A 17547-nucleotide genomic window follows, 5' to 3' on the forward strand; every position below is an offset into this window, starting at 1 on the left:
GCATGTGCGCACGGCCCGCATGACGCGCCGTCAGTTCGCTCAAGTCACTCGATCGGGTGAGTGTGTGCCGGGCACGGCCGGGTATCGCGTGATGGCGGCTCCCAGCCCGGGAGTTGAGGCCTATCCTCCTCTGACGAGCCCGGGCGAGGTGGGGAGGCTGAGATCGCTGTCGATCGTGGGGGCCACGCGCTCCCGGAACGGACGGCCGCCGAGCGGACCGCCCCCGACGGCCGGTCGGGCGGCGCGCGGCTGACCGCCCCGGCCCGCGGCTACGTGGTGCTGGTGCTGGTCGCCGCCGGCTGTTGCTGCCTGCTGCCGGGCCGGCCGAGCTGGACCGGGTCGGTCGACTGGCCCAGGGTCGCGCTGCTCGCCTTCCTGCACGCCTGCTGGGAGTCGGTCGCCCAGGGCGTGCCCAGCCCCTGCCTGCGCGCGGTGCGCCGGGTCCGGGCCCGGCTGGTCCGGGTGCCCCGCCCGGTCGCCGAGCCGGTCGGGGTGATCCGGCCCAGTGCCAACACCTTCCTGCCGGTGCTCTACGCCGGGGTGCTGATGCTGCCGCCGGGCGCCGCCGCGCTGGTGGCGCTGCCGGCCGCGCTGACCGGCGGTGCCGCGGGCGGGCCGCCGCTGCTGCGCCGGGCTTGGAACGCGGCCCAGTTCGCGCTGTCCGCCTGGACGGCCGCGGTGCTGTTCGGCGCGCTGCACGGCCCGCGGCTGCTGCTGGGCGCCCGCTACCCGGTGGCGCTGGCCCCGGCGCTGGCCGCGGTGCTCGCCTTCTGCCTGGTCAACGGGGTGCTGGTGGCGGGCGTGCGGGTGCTGGCCGAGCGCACCCCGCTGTCCGAACTGGCCCGCGGCGCGCGCAGCGTGCTCGGCCTGCCGGCGCTGGTGCACGCGCTCGGCGGGCTGATGATGGCGGTGCTCTGGCAGGGACCGTACGGCGCCTTCGCCGCGGTGCTGGCGCTGCTGCCGCTGTCCATCTCGGCCTGGGTCTTCGCCCAGGGGCACCGGGAGCGGGCGGCGCACCGGGCCACCGTGGAGGCGCTGGTGCAGGCGGTGGAGATCAAGGACGCCTACACCCGCGGGCACAGCGAACGGGTCGGCCGGGCCTCGGTGCTGATCGCCGGTCAGCTCGGCATGGCCGGCGAGCGGCTGCGCACGCTGCACTTCGCCGGCACCCTGCACGACGTGGGCAAGCTCGGGGTGGCGACCGAACTGTTGCGCAGAAACGGTCCCCTGACCGAGGCCGAGCGCCGGGCCGTCGAGGTGCACCCCGAGTACGGGCACGAGCTGGTGCGCGGCATCGACTTCCTCGGCGAGGCGCACGCCGGGATCCTGCACCACCACGAGCGGCTGGACGGCCGCGGCTACCCGCACGGCCTGGCCGGCGAGCGGATCCCGGAGTTCGCCCGGATCATCGCGGTGGCCGACGCCTTCGACTCGATGACCTCCACCCGTTCCTACCGGCGCGGCCGCCCGGTCGCCGAGGCGGTGGCCGAGCTGCGCCGGTGCGCCGGCAGCCAGTTCGACCCGGCGATGGTGGAGGCGCTGGTCGCGGCGGTGGCCCGGCACGGCTGGCAGCCGGTGCTGCCGCCGGCCGAGGGCGAGGAAGCGGTGCCGGACATCCCGCTCGGGGTGCCGGAGCCGCCGCCGCGGCTCGCCGCGGGCGGTGCCAGATGAGGGCGGCGGTGGTCCGCCCGGGCGGTGGTCCGGGCGGGGCCGCGGCGGTGCGGGCCGCCGCGCTGCTGCTGCTGGCGGCCGCGGTGGCCGCGGTGGTCACCGGTCCGGTGGCCGAGCCGGTGGTGGCGGCCGGCTTCGCGGCGCTGGTCACGGTGGGTGAGGCGGTCCGGATCCGGCGTCCGGACGGGCGCGAGCAGGCACCGCTGGGTGCGGCCGCCGGGCTGGCCTACGCACTGCTCGGGCCGTTGCGCGGACTGCCCACCCAGCACGGGGCGCTGCAGGTGGTGGCCGTGGTCGGCGCCGGGCTGGCCGCCGGCACCCTGTTGCGGGCGGTGGCGCCGGACCTGCTCGCCCGGCTCCGCGGCCGGGCGCCGGAGCGGGACGGCTCGGTGCCGCGCCCGCGGCGCACCCCGGTCGGCGGGCACCCGCACGCGCGCGCGGCGGCGGACCGGCGCCGGGTCCGGCCCGACCGGCCGGTGCGCGGGCGCCGCAGCCACCGGCGGCGGGCCGACCGGTTCGGGCCGGTCCGCGCGTTCGACGCGGACGGCGCGGCCCGCCGGCTGCTGGTGGTCGGCTTCGCCGCGGTGCTCTTCCAGCCGCTCTACACCAGTGGCGCGCTGGACCGGCTGCCGCTGGCCGGGCCGGCCTACGGGGTCTTCCTGGTGCTGGTGGCCGCACTGGCCGGCCTGTGCGACGCGGTGCTGGCGGCCTGTCAGCACCGGGGGAGCGGGGCGCGGTTCGGCTCGGCGCTGGAGGAGGAGCTGCGCGCGCTGCCCGGGATCGGCTCCGCGATCGCCGCCACCGGGATGCTGGTGAGCCTGGCGGCCGGCGAGGTGGGCCTGTGGGCGCTGCCGGTCTTCTGCCTGCCGCTGCTGCTGGCCCAGGCGTCGTTCCGGCGGGCGGCCGCGGTGCGGGCGACCTACGGGCAGACCATCGCCAGCCTGGCCCGGGCCACCGAGGTGGCCGGCTACACCGCGCCCGGCCACGCCCGCCGGGTGGCGGACACCGCCTGCGCGCTCGGCCGCGAACTGGGTCTGGGCGCCCACGAGCTCGCCCTGTTGGAGTACGCCGCGCTGATGCACGACATCGGCCAGCTCTCCCTGGTCGAACCCGTCGCGGCCGGCGCCACCGCCACCCTGCCGGAGCAGGAGCAGCAGCGGATCGCCCGGCTGGGCAGCGAGGTCATCCGGTGCACCGGGGTGCCGGAGCCGGTGGCCGAGCAGGTGGCCCGGTCGGCCGATCCGCTGCTCGGCCCCGACGGCCGGACGGACCGCACGCTGCCGCTGGCGGCCCGGATCATCCGGGTGGCCAACGCGCACGAGGACCTGTGCGGGGTGACGGACGGCGCCGCCGCGGTGCTGGCCGCCCTGCGGGCCGAGTGCGGGCGCAGCTACGACCCGGTGGTGGTGGCGGCGCTGGAGCGGGTGCGGGCCCAGGGGCGCGGGCCGTGCACGGTGGCCAGGGCCGAAGGCGGATGAACCGCTGTGCAGGGATGAACCCCTGTGCAGTGAGCGCGCCCGGCGGCAGCCGTGGTTGGATGCGGTCGTAGCGTGGAACTACCCGAACCGGGGCCCCGGGCTCCCGGCTCGGCAACGGGGAGGCGGACCGGCCCCAGCAGGATTCAGCGGAACCGAGCGGACAGGCGGCAGGGCAACGTGAAGATCTTCCACCGGGCACGGCACCGGCCGTCCGCCACCTGGCGGCAGACGACCGACCGGGCCTTCACGCTGATCGGCGACGGGCGGTACGAGGACGCCGGAGCGCTGCTGGTGATGGCCGCCGACCTGGAACCCTGGCTCTCCGACTCCTGGTTCAACCTGGCCCTGCTGCACAAGTTCCGCCGGGACTGGGAACAGGCCCGGGTGGCCGGCCTGCGCGCGGTCGCCCTGCTCGACCGCGACCACGGCGCACCCGACTGGTGGAACCTGGGCATCACCGCCACCGCGCTGCAGGACTGGCCGCTGGCCCGCCGGGCCTGGCAGGCGTACGGCCTGCGGCTGCCGGGCGGGACGGGCGCCGTGGCCGACGGCCCGGTCCGGCTGGACCTGGGCACCACCCCGGTGCGGCTCTCCCCGGAGGGCGAGTCCGAGGTGGTCTGGGGCCGCCGGCTGGACCCGGCCCGGGTGGAGGTGCTCTCCATCCCGCTGCCCTCCTCCGGCCGCCGCTGGGGCGAGGTGGTGCTGCACGACGGCGCCCCGCACGGCGAGCGGGTGGCCGGCGGCACCGCCTACCCCGTCTTCGACGAGATCGAGCTGTGGGCGCCCTCGCCGGTGCCGACCTACGTGGTGCTGCTGCAGGCGGCGACCGAGGCGGACCGGGACGCGCTGGAGCGGCTGGTGGCCGAGGCCGGCTACGCGGCCGAGGACTGGACCTCGTCGGTCCGACTGCTCTGCCGGGCCTGTTCGGAGAGCCGGATGGTGACCGACGACGGCCGCACCGTGCACCACGACCCGCACGACGACGGCGACGCGGCGCACCCCGGCCACCTCAGCCACCTGAGCCACGGCAGCGGCGGCTCCGCCTGGCAGACCGAGCGGGAGTGCGGCATCGCCGCCCCGGCCGGCCTGGTCCGACTGCTGCTGGACCGGTGGGTGGCGGCGGCGCCGAGCACCCGGGCCTACCGGGACGTGGAAGAGGTCTGCTGAGCGCCCCTTAGGCTTGGACGGTTAGCCCACCGGCGCACTACAGGAGCGGACAGATGGCCGAGCAGCACGACGAGCACACCCACGAGCACCAGGAGCCGGCCGAGCCGGTCCGGGTGATCGGTGAGGAGCCCGACACCAGCAAGGGCACCGCCCGGCCGATCACGGTGGTGGGCAACCCGGTGCTGCACCGCGAGTGCCGGACGGTCACCGCGTTCGACGGCGAGCTGGCCGCGCTGATCGACGACATGTTCGTCTCGATGTACGCGGCCGAGGGCGTCGGCCTGGCGGCCAACCAGATCGGCGTGGACGCCAAGGTGTTCGTCTACGACTGCCCGGACGACCAGAACGTGCGGCACGTCGGGCACGTGATCAACCCGGTGCTGGAGGAGCTGCCGGTGGACCGGCGCACCCTGGACGACGGCAACGAGGGCTGCCTGTCGGTGCCCGGCGCCTACGCCGAGCTGCCCCGGCCGGACTTCGCCGTGGTCACCGGCCAGGACAAGGACGGCAACCCGGTCCGGGTCGAGGGCACCGGCTTCTTCGCCCGCTGCCTGCAGCACGAGACCGACCACCTGAACGGCTACCTCTACATCGACCGGCTCTCCAAGCGCGACCGCAAGGACGCGCTGCGCCAGATGGCCGAGGGCACGCCGAAGTACGCCACGGTCCCGAACGCCTAGTCCGGCACGGCGTCAGGGCCGCCACCCCGCACGGGGTGGCGGCCCTGACGCGTGTGCGGGCGGTGCGGCGGATCAGGTGGCCGAGGTGAGGGTCCACTTCTGGCCGACGGCGCCGGTGCAGGTCGCGAGCTGGAGCTGGACCGGGTTCGCGGTGCTGCCGTTCGGGTCGGTCATGCACGGGCCGGCCGGCAGCTGGAACGCGCCGTTCGGGTTGCCGACCCAGCGCTGGCGCTGGTCGCCGCGGCAGCGGTCCAGGAAGAGCGGGTTGCCCACGGCGTCGTTGGAGGACACGCAGTGCGAGCCCATCTGGACCGACAGGTCGGGGGCCAGGGTCCAGACCTGGTTGGAACCGCCGGTGCAGTCGAACAGGTTGGTCGCGGTGCCGATCGAGCTGAAGCCCCACGGGGAGTCCACGCACTTGTTGGCCAGGTCGGCCGACTGGATCCGGACGTGGCCGGGGCGGATCAGCGAGAGCGTCGACGGGGCACCGAACTGGGCGGAGCCGAACGCGGCCGGGGCGCCCGGGTACTCCCGCAGGATCCCGCCCGGGCTGAGGGTGTAGAGGTCGGGGTTGCCGTTGGTGGTGTCACCGGGGGCGTAGAACGTCGAGACGGTCTCCGCGATCGCGCTCACCGGCAGGTACGGCGAGGTCACCGGTCCGTTGTTGGACTGGCCGAACCAGCGCTGGTTGGCGCCGCCGTTGCAGTCCCAGAGCTGCAGCTGGGTGCCGGGCGTGTTGGCGCCGTAGGGGTTGTCCATGCAGCGGCCGGACACCGGGTTGAACAGCGAGCCGTTGGCGCCGTTGCTCCACTGCTGGTTGGCACCGCCGTTGCAGTCCCAGAGCTCCAGCTTGGTGCCGTTGGCGGTGCCGTTGCCGGTGGCGTCCAGACACTTGCCCAGGGCCCGCACCGTGCCGTCGCTGCCGAACGCCCAGGCGTTGGCGAACGGGTCGACGTGCAGGTACTGCACCTGGCTCCCGCTGGTGCTGTCGACCGGGGTGGCCCCCATCCAGGCCCCGGTGGCGGTGTCCCGCACGGTCTGCCACATCGGCGTGGGCTCTTCGGCGAAGTCGCCGGTCGGCAGTCCGGCCGCGTCGTAGGACAGCTGCTTCGTGTAGAGGACCCCACTGATTTCGTCACCGGCCCACAGGGTGGGGGCGCCGCCGACGTTCGCCACCATCAGGGCGGAGCCACGGACGGCGCCGATGTTGACCGCGGGGGAGAGGCCGCTGCCGGTCCAGCCGAACGAGTAGATCGCGCCGGCCTCGTTGTCGATCAGCGTCGGCCCGGTGCCGCCGTTGTGCCCGGGACCGGCGACGATCTGATCGGCCCCGCTCCAGTCCGCGGCGTAGAAGCCGCAGCGGAGGCCGGCCGTGTTGCAGGCGGGCCGGGCCAGCTGGCCGACCCCGGCGGGGTTGGTGAACTGGCCCGCGGTGCCGCCCGAGGCCGCGTCGTTGCGGTAGCTGTACAGCTTGTGCGAGACGAGGTTCAGCGCGAACAGGTCGTCAGGTCCGCTGCCGGTCAGGCTGCCGTAGTGCGCGATCCGGTAGTTGCGCCAGCTGTCGTGCTCGGGGCTGGCAGCCGCGGTCGAGACGACCCGCGGCTGGAACGTGCTCCCGGCGCCGGTGCTGACGGCGATCAGGTTGCCGTTGCCCGAGGGGTCGGGCAGCACGATGTCCGGATTGCCGTCGCCGTCGATGTCCCCCGGGACGACGGCGCTCTGCGCCGCGGCCGGCGCGGCCTGCACGAGCCCGACGCCCCCGAGGCCCAGTGCGCCGACCGCGGCGGTCGCCAGCAGACGGTGCGTCAGGGTGCGCAGCGAGCGCGGCCGGACGCGGATGGATCCCCCCATGTGGTGCTCTCCCTCTTGGTTGGTACCGGAACTGCGGTGGCAGACTACGAGTGTGACGACCTGTTGGCAAAGTGGTAATTGAGACAGGGATCGATTCACGAGTCCGGCACCGGCGGTCGCCGTTGCCACCCCGGAAAAGCAGAACGGGAGCGCGGTGGCGGCCACCGCGCTCCCGTCCCGACGGGTCGGATCAGAAGTCGTCGTCGAAGGAGACCGAACCCTCCACGGCCACCTGGTACGCCGAGACCCGGCGCTCGAAGAAGTTGGTCAGCTCCTGGACGTTCTGCAGCTCCATGAAGCCGAACGGGTTGGTCGAGCCGTAGCGGACCGGCAGGCCCAGGCGGGCCAGCCGCTGGTCGGCCACCGCCTCCAGGTACTGGCGCATCGACTCGGTGTTCATGCCGGCCAGGCCGTCGCCGCACAGGTCGCGGGCGAACTGGAGCTCGGCCTCGACGGCCTCCTCCAGCATCTCGGTGACCTGCTGGGCCATCTTGTCGTCGAAGAGGTCGGGCTCCTCGGCGCGCACCGTGTCCACCACCGACATGGCGAAGTCCATGTGCATGGACTCGTCGCGGAAGACCCAGTTGGTGCCGGTGGCCAGGCCGTGCAGCAGGCCGCGGCTGCGGAACCAGTACACGTAGGCGAAGGCGCCGTAGAAGAACAGGCCCTCCACGCAGGCCGCGAAGCAGATCAGGTTGAGCAGGAAGGCCCGGCGGTCGTCCTTGGTCTGCAGCGACTCGAGGTGGTCGACCGCGTTCATGTACGTGAAGCAGAACTGCGCCTTCTGCGCGATGGAGGGGATGTTCTCCACCGCCGCGAAGGCCGCCGCGCGGTCCTCCGGGTCGGGCAGGTAGGTGTCGAGCAGCGTCAGGTAGAACTGGACGTGCACGGCCTCCTCGAACAGCTGCCGGGAGAGGTAGAGCCGGGCCTCGGGCGAGTTGATGTGCTTGTAGAGGCTCAGCACCACGTTGTTGGCGACGATCGAGTCACCGGTGGCGAAGAAGGCGACCAGGCGGCCGATCAGGTGCCGCTCGCCCTCGCTCAGCTTGGCCAGGTCGGCGACGTCGGAGTGCAGGTCCACCTCCTCCACGGTCCAGGTGTTCTTGATCGCGTCCCGGTACCGGTCGTAGAACGACGGGTAGCGCATCGGACGCAGGGTCAGCTCGAAGCCGGGGTCGAGCAGCATCTTCTTCCGGCCGTCGGGCTGGTCGGCGGGGGTGGAGCTCACTGGCAGGCCTCGCAGGACTCGGGGTTCTCCAGCGAGCAGGCGATGGCGTCCTGCTCGGCCTGGGTCATGGTGGGGGTGTTCACGGGCTGCGGCGCGGCGGCGCGGGCGGCGCCGGGGGCGGCCTGGGCGATCCGGGTGGCCGGGCGCGAGCGCAGGTAGTAGGTGGTCTTCAGACCGACCTTCCACGCGTAGGCGTACATCGAGCTCAGCTTGCCGATGGTCGGCGCCGCCATGAACAGGTTCAGCGACTGGCTCTGGTCGATGTACGGCTGCCGGGCCGCGGCCAGGTCGATCAGCGCGCGCTGCGGCAGCTCCCAGGCGGTGCGGTACAGCGAGCGCACCTCGGCCGGCAGCCAGCCCAGCTCCTGCACGCTGCCGTTGGCGTCGCGCAGCGCGTCCCGGGTCTGCTGGTCCCAGACGCCCAGCTCCTTGAGCTCCTTCACCAGGTACGGGTTGACCTGGAGGAACTCGCCGGACAGCGTCTCGCGCTTGAACAGGTTGGAGACCTGCGGCTCGATGCACTCGTAGACGCCCGCGATGGAGGCGATGGTGGCGGTCGGGGCGATCGCCAGCAGCAGCGAGTTGCGCAGGCCGGTGCGGGCGATCGTGGCGCGCAGCGCGTCCCAGCGCTCCCGCCACTGCGGGGTCACGCCGAAGTGGTCGATGTGCAGCTGGCCCCGGGCCGCGCGGGTCTCGCCGTAGGCCGGGTGCTGCCCGAACTGCTCGGCCAGCTCGCTGGAGCGCTCGTAGGCGGTCAGCATGATCCGCTCGGCGATCAGCGTGGACAGCTTCTTGGCCTCGGCGGAGTCGAAGTCCAGGCGCAGCTTGAAGAAGACGTCCTGCAGGCCCATCACGCCCAGGCCCACCGGGCGCCAGCGCGAGTTGGAGGTGCCGGCCTCGGTGGTCGGGTAGAAGTTGATGTCCACCACGCGGTCCAGGAAGGTCACCGCGGTGCGCACGGTGGCGTCCAGCCGCTCCCAGTCCATCGCGGTCAGCAGGTCCGCGGCGCTCGCGCCCTCGGCCAGGTGGGCGCCGAGGTTGACCGAGCCGAGGTTGCAGACCGCGGTCTCGGAGTCGTCGGTGACCTCCAGGATCTCGGTGCACAGGTTGGAGGAGTGCACCGTGCGGCCCGGCAGCGCGGTCTGGTTGGCGGCCCGGTTGGAGGCGTCCTTGAAGGTCATCCAGCCGTTGCCGGTCTGCGCCAGGGTGCGCATCATCCGGGCGTACAGGGTCTGCGCGGGGATGGTGCGCACGGCCTTGCCGGCCTGCTCGGCCTTCAGGTACGCCTCGTCGAAGTCCGCGCCCCACAGGTCGACGAGCTCGGGCACGTCGGCCGGCGAGAAGAGCGACCAGTCGGCGTTGGCGTTGACCCGGCGCATGAACTCGTCCGGGATCCAGTGCGCCAGGTTGAGGTTGTGGGTCCGGCGGGCCTCCTCGCCGGTGTTGTCGCGCAGCTCCAGGAACTCCTCGATGTCCGCGTGCCAGGTCTCCAGGTAGACGCAGGCCGCGCCCTTGCGCCGGCCGCCCTGGTTGACCGCGGCGACCGAGGAGTCCAGGGTGCGCAGGAACGGCACGATGCCGTTGGACTGGCCGTTGGTGCCGCGGATCAGGCTGCCGCGCGAGCGGATCCGGGAGTAGGACAGGCCGATGCCGCCGGCGTGCTTGGAGAGCCGGGCGATCTGCGCGTAGCGGGAGTAGATCGAGTCCAGGTTGTCCAGCGGCGAGTCCAGCAGGTAGCAGCTGGACATCTGCGGGTGCCGGGTGCCGGAGTTGAACAGGGTGGGCGAGCTGGTCAGGTACTCCAGCCGGCTCATCAGGCGGTACAGCTCGGCCACCTCGGCCACCGACCGGGCGGTGTCGCCGACCGCCAGGCCGCAGGCCACCCGGAGCAGGAAGTGCTGGGGCGTCTCCACCACCTTGCGGGTGATCGGGTGGCGCAGCAGGTAGCGGGACTGCACGGTGCGCAGGCCGAAGTACTCGAACCGGTCGTCGCCCGAGGGGTCCACCAGCGCGTTCAGCGCCGCGGCGTGCTTGGCCACGAAGTCGGCGGTGGAGTCGCCGATCAGGCCCTCGCCGTGGCCGACGACGATCGAATCGGTGAAGCTGACCACGCCCTGGGTCGCGGCCTCGTCCAGGATCTCCTGGGCGAGCAGCCGGGCGGCCAGCTTCGAGTACTGCGGGTCCTCGGCGATCATCGAAGCGGCGGCGTCCACGGCCAGCCCGCGCAGCTCGGCGAAGTCCGAACCGGCGTGGCGGCCGCGCAGCGCGGCGGCGGCGACGTGGCCGGGGTCCACCTGCGGAAGGTCGGTGCTGCAATCAGTGAGCAGCCGAAGCAGCGCCGTACCGGGGTCGGTGGGGGCATCTGCATTTCCCTGGGACGGCAGGGCGACTGAGGCAGCGACGGTCAAGGCGCACTCTCTCCTGTGGCGGCGGCGGACGTGTCCGACCACTGGGGCGCGACAGGGAAAACGGCACGGCGAAACGTTCCGGCGCGCGCGTCGTCACCCTGGCCCACCCGCGGGGCCGGACGGTACTGGTGCTGTGAAGGCCCCTGCGGGGAGGCCCGGGTGGCACACCGTCGGCAGGTACTCGGACTCGCGGCGCCGGGCGTGGCCGGTCGCGCTCACCGCTGCGGGGCAGTCCCGGACTCGCACCGGGTTCCCCTGCGTCGACAGCGAGAGTGAGCATACATGTAGTGGCGGCTGCCCGACGCAGGCCCAGATGTAGTGTCGGCGGCGTGTTGGATCCGTCGCGCTGTGGTGCTGGCGGCTTCGCGGAAACCGGCCTGATCCCGGGTCAGCGGGCGCCTGACGCCGCGTCGGCACCGGTCCGGAACGCCATCGTGTAGACCCACAGGTCGATGCCCTCGCGCGGGCTCCAGTCGCGCTCCGGGCAGCGGGCGAAGCCGACCCGCTCGTAGATCCGGTGCGCGGCCCGCATCCCGGGGCGGGTGGAGAAGGCCATGCCCGCCAGGCCCAGCGCGCGGCAGCGGTCCACCGTGGCGCGCACCAGGGCCTCGCCGACGCCGCGGCCCCGGGCGGCGGCCGCGGCCGCCAGCATCCGGATCTCGCCCTCGTCGGGGCCGGCGATGTCGGCCCACTCGGTGCCGCCGACGGCCAGCGTGACGGTGCCGAGCACCCGGCCGGCCGGGCCCCGGGAGAGGTCGGCCGGGTCGACGGCGACGAGCAGCTCGGCCTCGGCGGCGCGGCGGCGGGCGTCGCGCAGCAGGCTCACGTACTGGGCGTCGGGCGGGGTGTGGCCGTCGCCGACGAACGCCTCCACGGTCACCTCGCCTGCGGCGTGCAGGTCTGCTTCGAGCGCGGGGCGGATGACGAGGTCCATCGGACCAGTGTGCCAAGGCGCAGGTCGGAGGCGGCGGGGAGGGTGCCGCGCAGGCGGTCGGCGGCGTCGGCGGCCGGGGCGTCGGCGGCCGGGACGGCGGGGGAGACGGCGGTCGGGACGGCGGTCGGGACGGCGGTGCGGTGCAGCCGGTCGGGCTGACCGGGGTCGGCGGGGTAGCCGGTCGGGCGGTGCCAGTTGTCGCGGCCGTGCCGTCCGGTGCGGTCGAGGTCGCGGCCGAGCAGCAGGCCGAGGGCGCCGAAGCCGCCGACCAGGCCGAGGACGAGGAGTGCGTTCGCCAGCGTGGAGGTCATGGCTCCAGCCTGGCAACCGGTTCGAAGCGGAACGAGTGGCAGCAATGCCACTCTCCGTCGAATTCCTGCCAGTGGTTCGCTAGGCTGCCCCCATGGCGCTGAGCGGAACCCTGCAGAACGTGGTCGCGGTGGTGCTGGAGGACGTGCACCCCTTCGAGCTGGGCGTGGCCAGCGAGGTGTTCGGGCTGGACCGGAGCGAGGAGGGGCTGCCGGTCTACGACTTCGCGCTGGCCTCGACCCGGGCGGGCGAGCTGCGCACCCACGCGGGGTTCACGGTGAACGTGCCGCACGGCGTGGAGCGGCTGGCCGAGGCGGACCTGGTGATCGCGGCCGCCACGGGGGTGCGGGACAGCTACCCGGCCGAGCTGGTCCAGGCGGTGCGGGCGGCGGCCGAGCGGGGCGCGCGGGTGCTCTCGATCTGCAGCGGCACCTTCCTGCTCGGTGCTGCGGGCCTGCTGGACGGCCGGCGCTGCACCACGCACTGGCGGTGGACCGACGAGCTGGCGGCCCGGTTCCCGCTCGCGGTGGTGGAGCCGGACGTGCTCTACGTGGACGACGACCCGGTGGTCACCTCGGCGGGGACCGCGGCCGGCATCGACGCCTGCCTGCACCTGGTGCGCAAGCTCCAGGGCTCGGAGGTGGCCCGCGGCATCGCCCGCCGGATGGTGGTGGCCCCGCACCGCGAGGGCGGTCAGGCCCAGTACGTGAACCGGCCCGCCGCGACCCGCGAGTACTCCTCCTTCGGCACCGTGCTGGACTGGATGCGCGCCGAGCTGGACCGGGACTGGACCGTCGACCAGCTCGCCGCCCGCGCCCACATGGCCCCGCGCACTTTCGCCCGCCGCTTCCAGCAGGAGACCGGCACCACCCCGCTGCGCTGGCTGATCGGCCAGCGCGTGCTGTTCGCCCAGCGCCTGCTGGAGGAGACCGCCGACCCGGTGGAGACCGTCGCCGCCCGGGTCGGCTTCGGCAACGCGGCCACCCTGCGCCACCACTTCGCCCGCTGGCTCGGCACCACTCCGGGCGCCTACCGGCGGGCCTTCGGCGGCTGAGCCGGCCGCAGGCCGTGGGGGGAACCTGCGACCGGCGCACCAGGGGTGACCCGCTGTCAGACCGGCAGTGACCAGGCCTGGTTGGACTGGTGGCTGCCGCAGGTCCAGGTGTCCAGCCGGGTGGCGTCGGCGGTGCCGCCGCCGTAGACGTCCAGGCACAGGCCGGAGGCGGCGCTGGCCAGGGTGCCGTCGCTCCGGTAGGTCCAACTCTGGGTGGCGGCACCGGTGCAGGAGCTGAGCACGGCGTAGGAGCCGGCCGCGGTGCCCGCGGCGGTCAGGCACTTGCCCAGGGTGCGCACCGTCCCGTCGGTGCCCACGGTCCAGCGCTGGTTGGCGTTCCCGGTGCAGCCGTAGAGGATGACCGGGTTGCCGTCGGTGGTGGAACTGCCGGAGTCGTCCGCGCACTTGGCGCCGTTGCCGGTCAGCTGGCCGGTCGGGACCGGCGCCGCGCAGCCGTTCGGGGTGAGCCGCCAGACGGCGGTGCCGTGCGCCGGGACGGTGGCGGTCAGCGTTGCCGGGACGGTCGAGGACGCCCCGGTCCACAGGTCCTTGGCGGTCGCGGTGCAGCCCGGCAGGCCGACCGTGACGAGCGGGACGGAGACCGACCGGGCGCTGCCGGTCCGGTTGAGCACGGCCACCGCGCGGTCGCCGTTCGCCAGCGGGCGGGCCAGGGTGTCGGTGGAGCCGTCGGTGGCGACCACCCCGGCCTGCCGGCCCAGGGCGTCCTGGTCGAGGGCGATCAGGTCGGTGTTGCCGAGCGCGGCCAGGCCGGCGGTGGAGAGGTGGGCCACGTCGGAGGAGAGGATCATCGGCGCGGCCATCATGGACCAGAGCGCCACCTGGCTGCGGGCCTCGTCGTCGCCCAGCCCGCCGTCGCCGGCGATCAGGAAGTCCGGGTCGTTCCAGTTGCCGGGCTTGGCGTAGCGGCCGATCCAGCGGTTGTAGCCGTAGTTGGCGAGCACCGAGCTCCACCGCGAGGCGGTCGGCTTGGCGGCGTCGAAGGTGGCGATGTCCCAACCCTCCCGCCACAGCTGGCCGTCCTGGCCGACCCAGCCCAGCACCGAGAACCAACTCGGGCCGCCCCACTCGCCGTTCTGGAAGTAGGCCGGTGCGGACTCGGAGAAGGTGATGGCCCGGCCGCTGCCGGCCAGCGCGGCGGACTCGGCGTCGTAGGCCTGGCGGTAGGCGTCCTCCTGGGACTGGCCGGAGGCGACGTAGACGTTGCAGCCGTCCAGCTTCAGGTAGTCCACGCCCCAGGAGGCGAACGAGGCCGCGTCCTGGGCGAAGTGGTCGGCGCCGCCGCCCTGCGGCCGGCCGCTGCCGGGGTAGCCGCCGCAGGTGCTGGAGCCGGCGTCCTCGTAGATCCCGAACTTCAGGCCCTTGTTGTGCAGGTAGGCGCCCAACCAGGCCATCCCGTGCGGGAACTTGCTCTGGTCGGCGACCAGGTTGCCGGAGCCGTCGCGACTGCCGGCCATCCAGCAGTCGTCCACCGTGACGGTGGTGTAGCCCTTGGCGGCCAGCCCGCTGCTGACCAGGGCGTCGGCATTGCCGGTGATGGTCGACTCGGTGATCCCGCACTGGTAGTGCGCCCAGTCGTTCCAGCCCATCGGCGGGGTGGCGGCGAGCGGCGCGGTGGCGGCGCGAGCCGGGGCCGCCGCGGTGGCGGCGGCGGTGGCGGCGGGTGCGGTCGCCAGGGGCAGGGCGAGCAGGGCGGAGACGGCCAGCAGGGCATGGAGGGGACGGCGGACCGAGGGCACGTGGGGGCTCCTTCCGAAGAGGTGCGCGAGTGCTGGTGCGCACCTAGTGCACCCGCCATGCTCATAACAGTCAATAGAGTCGACAGAACGCGCAGAAATGAGCAGAACGCTCGGGGTGCAGCACGACGGCCGCTCCCCGGAGGATCCGGGGAGCGGCCGTGGACGAAGCACCCGTGCGGCGGGCCGTCAGCCGTTGCCGGTCAAGTGCCCGGTCCCGTTCCAGTGCTCCGGGCGGAGCCGGTCGCCGTCCGAACGCCACACGCTCGCGGAGCAGTTGGCCACCACGTCGAGGTCCAGCAGCTCCGCCTCGGTGAGCCGCTCCAGCACGTAGCGCAGCATCAGCAGCACGTTGTCGTGCGCCACCAGCAGCACCGGGTGCCCGGCCTCCTCGGCGCACAGGTCGCGCAGGCAGTCGCGCACCCGCAGCGCCACGTCCGCCCAGCTCTCGCCGCCCGGCGGCCGGTAGTAGAGCTCGCCCATCCGCTGCCGCCGGGCCGCCTCGCCGGGGTGGTCCCGGTCGATCGCCGCCGCCGTGAGCATCTCCAGCACGCCCAGCTCGCGGTCGCGCAGCCGCTCGTCGTACCGCACCGCCAGGCCGACCGGCACCGAGCCCAGGCCGGCCGCCTGGGCCAGCGCGATCCGCGCCGTCTCCGCCGCCCGCACGTACGGCGAGCACCACACGGCCCGCGGCCGGTCGGCGGACGGCAGCTCGGCCCACCAGCGCCCGAAGGCCTGGGCCTGCGCCTGTCCGAGCATGGAGAGCGGGATGTCCGCGTCCCGGCAGCTGATCGGCACGGTCAGTGCGCCGACCGCCTCGGCCAGCTGGAACTCCACGTTCGCGGTGCTCTGCCCGTGCCGGGTGGCGATCAGTACCGAGGGCAGCTCGGCCGCGGCCCGGCTGCGCGGCTGTCCGTTCAGGATGGTGCTCAGCTCTGGCATGCCCGCTCCCCGTTGGCTCAGGTATCACCGCTGGTCGGTGCGTGGATCGTGTCCGAAGGACGCCCATACATATGATCGCGCCGCCATCACCTCAGTGTTGAGGGCGATGACGGCGCGATCACAGGGCGCGCACCGGGGCGCTTAATGCGCCGTGGCCGGCTGGGGCGCATCCGCGAGCTCGGGGTCGCCCTCCTCCGCGCTGTAGTCCGCCGGGGACGTCTCGTCCGCGCCCTCGGGGGCCTTGACCGCCTTGAGGACCAGGGTGAGCAGCACGGCGACGCCCAGGTTGAGGGCGAAGGCGGTCAGCCCGATGTAGCCGATCTCGCCGATCACCGGGATGGTCGCGCTGCTGCCGCCGAAGTGCTTGGTGGCGGGGGAGGCGATGCCGTACGCCTTCCAGGTGCCGTAGACCATGCCGACCGCCCAGCCCGCCAGCAGCGCCCAGCGGTGGAACCACCGGGTGAACAGGCCGGCCACCACCGAGACGAAGGTCTGCAGGATCCAGATCCCGCCCAGCAGCTGCATGTTGATCGCCAGCTGCTTGTCCATGCCGAGCACGAAGACCAGCGCGCCGACCTTGACCAGCAGCGAGACGATCTTGGCGACCTTGGTCTCCGCCTCCGGGGAGGCGTCCGGCCGGATGAACTCCTTGTACACGTTGCGGGTGAACAGGTTGGCCGCGGCGATCGACATGATCGCGGCCGGCACCAGGGCGCCGATCCCGATCGCGGCGAAGGCCACGCCGGTGAACCAGTCCGGGAAGAGCTTGGAGAACAGCTCCGGCACCGCCAGCTGCGGGTTGAAGCCGGCGATCGCCTTGCCGTTCGCGTCCTTGCCCACGCCGGCCGCGATCGCCAGGAAGCCGAGCAGCGCCAGCAGGCCCAGCATCAGCGAGTAGGCGGGCAGGATCGCCATGTTGCGGCGCACGGTGTTGCGCGACTTGGCGGCCAGCACGCCGGTGACGGTGTGCGGGTACATGAAGAGCGCGAGTGCCGAGCCGAACGCCAGGGTCGCGTACCCCCACTGCGCCTTCGGGCCGGTGACCAGCGAGCCGACCGGCTGGTGGGTCTTCGGGTTGACCGCGCTGAACTTGGTCGCGGCCTGGTCGAAGATGTGCCCGTAGCCGCCCAGCCGCATCGGCAGGTAGATCACCGCAACGATGATCACGATGTAGACCAGGGTGTCCTTGACGAAGGCGATCAGCGCCGGCGCCCGCAGGCCCGAGGAGTAGGTGTACGCCGCCAGCACCGCGAAGGCGAGGAAGAGCGGCAGGTCCTTGACGAACCAGTTGCTGTTGGCGCCGCCGCCGACCCCGAGGGTGTCCAGCACCGCCTGGATGCCGACCAGCTGCAGCGCGATGTACGGCATGGTGGCCAGGATGCCGGTCACCGCCACGGCCAGCGCCAGCCCGCGCGAGCCGTACCGCCCGCGCACGAAGTCGGCCGGGGTGACGTAGCCGCGGGCCCGGGCCACCGACCAGAGCCGGGGCAGGAAGAGGAAGACCAGCGGGTAGGCGATGATCGTGTACGGCACCGCGAAGAAGCCCGAGGCGCCGGCGCCGTAGACCGCGGCCGGCACCGCGATGAAGGTGTACGCGGTGTAGAGGTCGCCGCCCAGCAGGAACCAGGTGATCCAGGTCCCGAAGCTGCGCCCGCCCAGGCCCCACTCGTCCAGGTGCTGGCCGTTCTCGGCCTTGCGCCAGCGCGCCGCCAGGAAGCCGAGCACGGTGACCAGCAGGAAGAAGAGGACGAACACCACCAGGGCGCTCGTGTTGACGCCGTGGCTCATCGCGATTCACCCCCGCGGGCGGCGGCCTTGCGCTGCTTGGCATCGTGGTTGAGCAGCAGGTACGCGGCGCCGGTGAAGAGCGCCGAGACCGGGATCCAGAGGATCTGGTACCAGTAGAAGAACGGCATGCCGCCGAGCTTGGGGGTCAGCTTGGCGTAGGAGTTGACCCACAGCAGCGCGACCACCGGGACGGCCAGGCTGATTCCGGCCAGGACCCGGGCCGGGGTGACCGGGGGCAGCGGCCCCGGCGGTGCTGAGGGGGCGTCAAGATCGTTCGACATGA

General features: G+C 73.4%; 13 protein-coding genes, 1 pseudogene and 1 riboswitch. Of the genes and pseudogenes, 5 read left to right on the forward strand and 9 right to left on the reverse strand.

Annotated features, from left to right (window positions below; translation table 11 throughout):
- The first annotated feature begins 282 nt into the window (after nucleotides 1-282).
- The 4 genes and pseudogenes from ACFW1A_RS07415 to def form a co-directional block, all read left to right on the forward strand.
- Nucleotides 283-1671 (forward strand): HD-GYP domain-containing protein, encoded by a 1389-nt coding sequence (locus tag ACFW1A_RS07415; protein ID WP_380405702.1) that lies wholly within the window; start codon nucleotides 283-285, stop codon nucleotides 1669-1671.
- A complete protein-coding gene (locus tag ACFW1A_RS07420) occupies nucleotides 1668-3149 on the forward strand; it encodes an HD-GYP domain-containing protein (RefSeq protein ID WP_380405705.1) in 1482 nt (493 codons plus the stop codon). Before ACFW1A_RS07415 ends, ACFW1A_RS07420 begins: the two co-directional genes overlap by 4 nt.
- Before the next feature lie 177 nt (nucleotides 3150-3326).
- Nucleotides 3327-4316: a tetratricopeptide repeat protein gene (locus ACFW1A_RS07425; protein ID WP_380405708.1), complete on the forward strand. Its 990-nt coding sequence runs from the start codon at nucleotides 3327-3329 to the stop codon at nucleotides 4314-4316.
- A 143-nt stretch (nucleotides 4317-4459) separates the two neighbouring features.
- Nucleotides 4460-4996, forward strand: a pseudogene (gene def, locus ACFW1A_RS07430) (peptide deformylase); the annotation flags it as partial.
- 72 nt (nucleotides 4997-5068) lie between these two features.
- Here the strand turns inward: def and ACFW1A_RS07435 are convergent.
- From ACFW1A_RS07435 to ACFW1A_RS07455, 5 genes are all read right to left on the reverse strand, one after another.
- A complete protein-coding gene (locus ACFW1A_RS07435; RefSeq protein ID WP_380405711.1) occupies nucleotides 5069-6847 on the reverse strand; it encodes a ricin-type beta-trefoil lectin domain protein in 1779 nt (592 codons plus the stop codon).
- 190 nt (nucleotides 6848-7037) lie between these two features.
- Nucleotides 7038-8033 (reverse strand): ribonucleotide-diphosphate reductase subunit beta, encoded by a 996-nt coding sequence (locus ACFW1A_RS07440; protein WP_380405774.1) that lies wholly within the window; start codon nucleotides 8031-8033, stop codon nucleotides 7038-7040.
- Nucleotides 8034-8071: 38 nt separating this feature from the next.
- On the reverse strand, nucleotides 8072-10483 hold the full coding sequence (locus tag ACFW1A_RS07445; protein ID WP_380405714.1) for a ribonucleoside-diphosphate reductase subunit alpha: 2412 nt from the start codon (nucleotides 10481-10483) through the stop codon (nucleotides 8072-8074).
- Nucleotides 10484-10637: 154 nt separating this feature from the next.
- Nucleotides 10638-10769: riboswitch (cobalamin riboswitch) on the reverse strand.
- 102 nt (nucleotides 10770-10871) lie between these two features.
- Nucleotides 10872-11417, reverse strand: coding sequence for a GNAT family N-acetyltransferase (locus ACFW1A_RS07450; protein WP_380405717.1), 546 nt, complete (start codon nucleotides 11415-11417; stop codon nucleotides 10872-10874).
- Complete coding sequence (locus ACFW1A_RS07455; RefSeq protein WP_380405720.1) at nucleotides 11360-11728, reverse strand: hypothetical protein; 369 nt, start codon at nucleotides 11726-11728, stop codon at nucleotides 11360-11362. Before ACFW1A_RS07455 ends, ACFW1A_RS07450 begins: the two co-directional genes overlap by 58 nt.
- A gap of 92 nt (nucleotides 11729-11820) precedes the next feature.
- Between ACFW1A_RS07455 and ACFW1A_RS07460 the strand changes: the two genes are divergently transcribed.
- On the forward strand, nucleotides 11821-12780 hold the full coding sequence (locus tag ACFW1A_RS07460; RefSeq protein ID WP_380405723.1) for a helix-turn-helix domain-containing protein: 960 nt from the start codon (nucleotides 11821-11823) through the stop codon (nucleotides 12778-12780).
- Between the two features lie 56 nt (nucleotides 12781-12836).
- Here the strand turns inward: ACFW1A_RS07460 and ACFW1A_RS07465 are convergent, their stop codons facing one another.
- The 4 genes from ACFW1A_RS07465 to ACFW1A_RS07480 all read right to left on the reverse strand — a co-directional run bounded on the left by ACFW1A_RS07465 (nucleotide 12837) and on the right by ACFW1A_RS07480 (nucleotide 17545).
- Complete coding sequence (locus tag ACFW1A_RS07465; RefSeq protein WP_380405726.1) at nucleotides 12837-14537, reverse strand: ricin-type beta-trefoil lectin domain protein; 1701 nt, start codon at nucleotides 14535-14537, stop codon at nucleotides 12837-12839.
- 186 nt (nucleotides 14538-14723) lie between these two features.
- Nucleotides 14724-15476 carry a histidine phosphatase family protein gene (locus ACFW1A_RS07470; RefSeq protein WP_380405731.1) on the reverse strand — a complete coding sequence of 251 codons (753 nt, stop codon included), beginning with the start codon at nucleotides 15474-15476 and terminating at the stop codon, nucleotides 14724-14726.
- Nucleotides 15477-15617: 141 nt separating this feature from the next.
- Nucleotides 15618-17264: a monocarboxylate uptake permease MctP gene (gene mctP / locus ACFW1A_RS07475; protein WP_380405736.1), complete on the reverse strand. Its 1647-nt coding sequence runs from the start codon at nucleotides 17262-17264 to the stop codon at nucleotides 15618-15620.
- Nucleotides 17261-17545: a DUF3311 domain-containing protein gene (locus ACFW1A_RS07480; protein ID WP_380405739.1), complete on the reverse strand. Its 285-nt coding sequence runs from the start codon at nucleotides 17543-17545 to the stop codon at nucleotides 17261-17263. The genes mctP and ACFW1A_RS07480 overlap by 4 nt, the downstream gene beginning before the upstream one ends.
- Nucleotides 17546-17547 lie beyond the last annotated feature (2 nt).

The organism is Kitasatospora sp. NPDC058965, assembly GCF_042741245.1.
Classification (GTDB): Bacteria; Actinomycetota; Actinomycetes; order Streptomycetales; family Streptomycetaceae; genus Kitasatospora.

What these genes read in the sequence shown, in the direction of transcription:
- ACFW1A_RS07460 (WP_380405723.1), top strand. Translation starts at nt 11,821, where the DNA reads ATGGCGCTGAGCGGAACCCTGCAGAACGTGGTCGCGGTGGTGCTGGAG.
- ACFW1A_RS07440 (WP_380405774.1), bottom strand. Translation starts at nt 8,033, where the DNA reads ATGCTGCTCGACCCCGGCTTCGAGCTGACCCTGCGTCCGATGCGCTAC.
- ACFW1A_RS07420 (WP_380405705.1), top strand. Translation starts at nt 1,668, where the DNA reads ATGAGGGCGGCGGTGGTCCGCCCGGGCGGTGGTCCGGGCGGGGCCGCG.
- ACFW1A_RS07450 (WP_380405717.1), bottom strand. Translation starts at nt 11,417, where the DNA reads ATGGACCTCGTCATCCGCCCCGCGCTCGAAGCAGACCTGCACGCCGCA.
- ACFW1A_RS07480 (WP_380405739.1), bottom strand. Translation starts at nt 17,545, where the DNA reads ATGTCGAACGATCTTGACGCCCCCTCAGCACCGCCGGGGCCGCTGCCC.
- mctP (WP_380405736.1), bottom strand. Translation starts at nt 17,264, where the DNA reads ATGAGCCACGGCGTCAACACGAGCGCCCTGGTGGTGTTCGTCCTCTTC.
- ACFW1A_RS07470 (WP_380405731.1), bottom strand. Translation starts at nt 15,476, where the DNA reads ATGCCAGAGCTGAGCACCATCCTGAACGGACAGCCGCGCAGCCGGGCC.
- ACFW1A_RS07455 (WP_380405720.1), bottom strand. Translation starts at nt 11,728, where the DNA reads ATGACCTCCACGCTGGCGAACGCACTCCTCGTCCTCGGCCTGGTCGGC.
- ACFW1A_RS07435 (WP_380405711.1), bottom strand. Translation starts at nt 6,847, where the DNA reads ATGGGGGGATCCATCCGCGTCCGGCCGCGCTCGCTGCGCACCCTGACG.